The 3,118-nt window shown below is 62.6% G+C and carries 4 protein-coding genes; 2 read left to right on the top strand and 2 right to left on the bottom strand.

Going from position 1 to position 3,118, the window contains the following annotated elements:
* On the bottom strand, positions 1-628 hold a 628-nt coding region (locus tag PDO_RS11965), incomplete at its 3' end, for a LacI family DNA-binding transcriptional regulator (RefSeq protein ID WP_009109805.1).
* Between the two features lie 96 nt (positions 629-724).
* Here PDO_RS11965 and PDO_RS11970 point away from each other — a divergent pair.
* Together PDO_RS11970 and PDO_RS11975 are read left to right on the top strand one after the other, a co-directional pair.
* Positions 725-1,918, top strand: coding sequence for a phytanoyl-CoA dioxygenase family protein (locus tag PDO_RS11970; RefSeq protein WP_009109807.1), 1,194 nt, complete (start codon positions 725-727; stop codon positions 1,916-1,918).
* Positions 1,919-1,926: 8 nt separating this feature from the next.
* Entirely contained in the window at positions 1,927-2,736 is an 810-nt protein-coding gene (locus PDO_RS11975) for an SDR family oxidoreductase (RefSeq protein ID WP_009109809.1), read from the top strand.
* 72 nt (positions 2,737-2,808) lie between these two features.
* On the opposite strand, the gene PDO_RS11980 is transcribed toward PDO_RS11975, so the two are convergent.
* The coding region (locus PDO_RS11980) for a phosphoribosyltransferase family protein (RefSeq protein ID WP_009109812.1) at positions 2,809-3,118 on the bottom strand (310 nt) is incomplete at its 5' end.

The raw sequence follows: 3,118 nt of genomic DNA on the forward strand, positions 1-3,118 counted from the left end.
CGAGGCGAAAGCCGCGTTCACGTTCTTCCTCGCCGGCGAAATGCGCGCTCGACAGGGCGACCAGAACCTTGCCCGGCAGCGTACCCGCCATGCGCCCGAGCAGATAGGCGGCGGTTGCGCCGGCAACATGGTTGTCCATGCCGACATAGCCGGTGCGCACCACGGCCGGCAGGTCGGTGACCAAGGTTACCACCGGTATCCCGGCCTCAAGCAGCGATCCTGCCATCTCCGACATCGCCGGCGTCGCCGGGACCTTCAGCACCACGCCATGACTGCCGCGTCGGCGGATGGATTTGAGGATGGTGATCAGATCGCGCTCGCTCATCGTTTCGGCGACATGGAAGCGGGCTGAAAACGCGGCCGGTCGCATGCCGGCAAGCTCCGCCTCGAAAGCGGCGCGTACCGCATTGGAAAAGCGCTGCGGCGTTTCCATCACGATATCGATGACGAAGCGTCGGCCGGCCAGACCCGATTGCGCATATTGCCGGTCGAGTTCGGCAATGGCCGCATCGATCCTCAGCCGGGTGGTCTGGCGCACGCCGGGCCGCTGATGCACAGCCCGATCGACGGTGGCGAGACTGAGCCCGGCCTGGAAGGCAATGTCCTTCAACGGGTAGGGCGGCTTCATCCTTGCTCCTGAGGTGTTTTTGAGGTGATCTGCGGCTATTCATGCGCGCGCCCTTGCCTAGGATCAAGTCCGGAAACACCAATGGGAGGAAATGCCATGGATGCTCAAATCCTTTCGAGCCGCCGCCGCGACAAGGTCTGGCTGAACGCTGACAGCGGCCAGCTGGATCACTTCAGGGCGGGTGTCGAAAAGACCACCGATCCCGCCGACTGGCCCTTTGCCGTCGGCGTCGAGAAAAATGTCCTGATCTATGACGGGATCAAGCTCCGCCAGATCAGCCGCGACCCGCATCTGCGCCGTGAACTGATGGCCGAATGGGTGGAGGCTTTTGCCACAGGACCGGGGGTGATCGTGATCAAGGGCGCAATGCCGGATCTGACCGTCGTCGACCGGGCCACCGAGGTCTTCGACGCGATCGTTCGCGACGAACGGGAAAAGGGCAAGGTTGCGGCCGACCATTTCGCCAAGGCCGGCGCCAATGACCGGATCTGGAATTCCCTGCAGAAGCATTGCCTGACGGATCCGGAGAATTTTGCCAGCTACTATGCCTCGGAAGCCATTGCCATGGTGTCGCAGGCCTGGCTGGGCGCAGGCTATCAGATGACGGCACAGATGAACCGCGTCAATCCGGGCGGCGTGGCGCAGAAGGCGCACCGCGACTATCATCTCGGCTTCATGTCGCCAGCGCAGATGCAGGCCTATCCCGGACATATCCATGCGATCTCACCGGTTCTCACACTGCAGGGCGCCGTTGCCCATTGCGACATGCCGATCGAAAGCGGCCCGACCCTGTTCCTTCCCTATTCGCAGACCTTCTTCGAGGGATATCTTGCCTTCGGCCGACCGGAGTTTCAGCACTATTTCGCCGAGCATCATGTGCAATTGCCGCTCGCCAAGGGCGACGCCGTCTTCTTCAACCCGGCCCTGATGCATGGCGCCGGCACCAATGTCTCGACCGACATCTATCGCATGGCAAACCTCCTGCAGGTTTCGTCCGCCTTCGGCCGGGCAATGGAGACGGTCGATCGGGAGCGCATGTCGACGGCCGTTTATCCGGCCTTGCTGGAGGCGAAGAGGTCCGGGACGATGACGGCGCAGGATGTGGCCAATGCCATTGCCGCCACCGCCGAGGGTTACGCCTTCCCGACCAATCTCGACAGTGATCCGCCGCTCGGAGGGCTTGCGCCGAAGACGCAGGCTGCCCTCATGGCCGAGGCGCTTGAGGCCGGGATGGATGCTGCAAGCTTCGCCGACGTGATCGAACGTCACGCCGACAAGCGCAGGGCATGAGGAGCATCATGGGTAGAATGGATGGAAAATATGCGGTCGTCACCGGCGGCACGCAGGGACTGGGCGCGGAAGTCGCCCGGCTGTTTGCCGAACGCGGCGCAAAAGGCCTGACGATCTGCGGTCGCAGTGCCGACAAGGGGCAGGCCAAGGCGGCCGAAATCACCGAGCGTTACGGGGTGCCGGTCGTCTTCATCGAAGCCGATCTCGGCCGGGTCGAGGATTGCCGCAAGGTGATCGCGGCGGCACATGCGCGTTTCGGCACGATCGATGCACTGGTCAATGTCGCGGCGATCACCGATCGCGGCACGATCCTCGATACCGACCCGGACCTGTTCGACCGCATGTTCGCGATCAACACGCGGGCGCCCTTCTTCCTGATGCAGGATACGATCAAGGTGATGCGCGAGCATGGCACAGAAGGCACGATCGTCAACATCTCGTCGATGTCGGCGATGGCCGGCCAGCCTTTCATTGCCGCCTATTGCGCCTCCAAGGGCGCGCTCGACACCTTGACCCGCAACACCGCTTTCGCGCTGTTGAAGAACCGTATCCGGGTCAACGGGCTCAACATCGGCTGGATGTCGAGCGACGGCGAGGATCGTATCCAGCGCGAGTTTCATGGCGCAGCCGAAGATTGGCTGGACAAGGCGGCCGCAGCCCAGCCCTTCGGACGCCTGGTCGATCCGGCCGAGGTGGCACGGGCCGTCGCCTATCTGTCGTCGGCCGAATCCGGCCTGATGACCGGATCGACGATCAATTTCGACCAGTCGATCTGGGGCGCCTATGAGGACAGCCCGCATCCGCGGCATGCGCTTTAGAAACGCCCGCCCACAAAAGACAAAGCCCGCAGTGGCGCGGGCTTTTTTCCATATTGCGCTGGCCGAGGGATTTCAGCCCTTCGTGCCCTTGGCGATTGGTTCCTGGTAGGTGAAGCCCATGTCCCAGGGGAAGTAGATCCAGGTGTCCTGCGAGACTTCGGTGACGAAGGTGTCGATGGTCGGCACACCCTTCGGCTTGGCATAGACGCAGGCGAAATGTGCCTTCGGCATCATCTGGCGCACTTCCAGCGCTGTTTTGCCGGTATCGGTCAGGTCGTCGACGACAAGCACGCCGGAACCGCCATCGGTCATCAGTTCGGCCGTGATGCCCTTCAGCAGGTTCATTTCGCCCTGGTTGACATAGTCATGATAGGAGGCGATG

Source organism: Rhizobium sp. PDO1-076 (genome assembly GCF_000247475.1).
Classification (GTDB): domain Bacteria; phylum Pseudomonadota; class Alphaproteobacteria; order Rhizobiales; family Rhizobiaceae; genus Allorhizobium.

Bases quoted from the DNA above. Each gene is read 5' to 3' on its own strand.
- PDO_RS11970 (WP_009109807.1), top strand. From the start codon at position 725: ATGGATGCTCAAATCCTTTCGAGCCGCCGCCGCGACAAGGTCTGGCTG.
- PDO_RS11975 (WP_009109809.1), top strand. From the start codon at position 1,927: ATGGGTAGAATGGATGGAAAATATGCGGTCGTCACCGGCGGCACGCAG.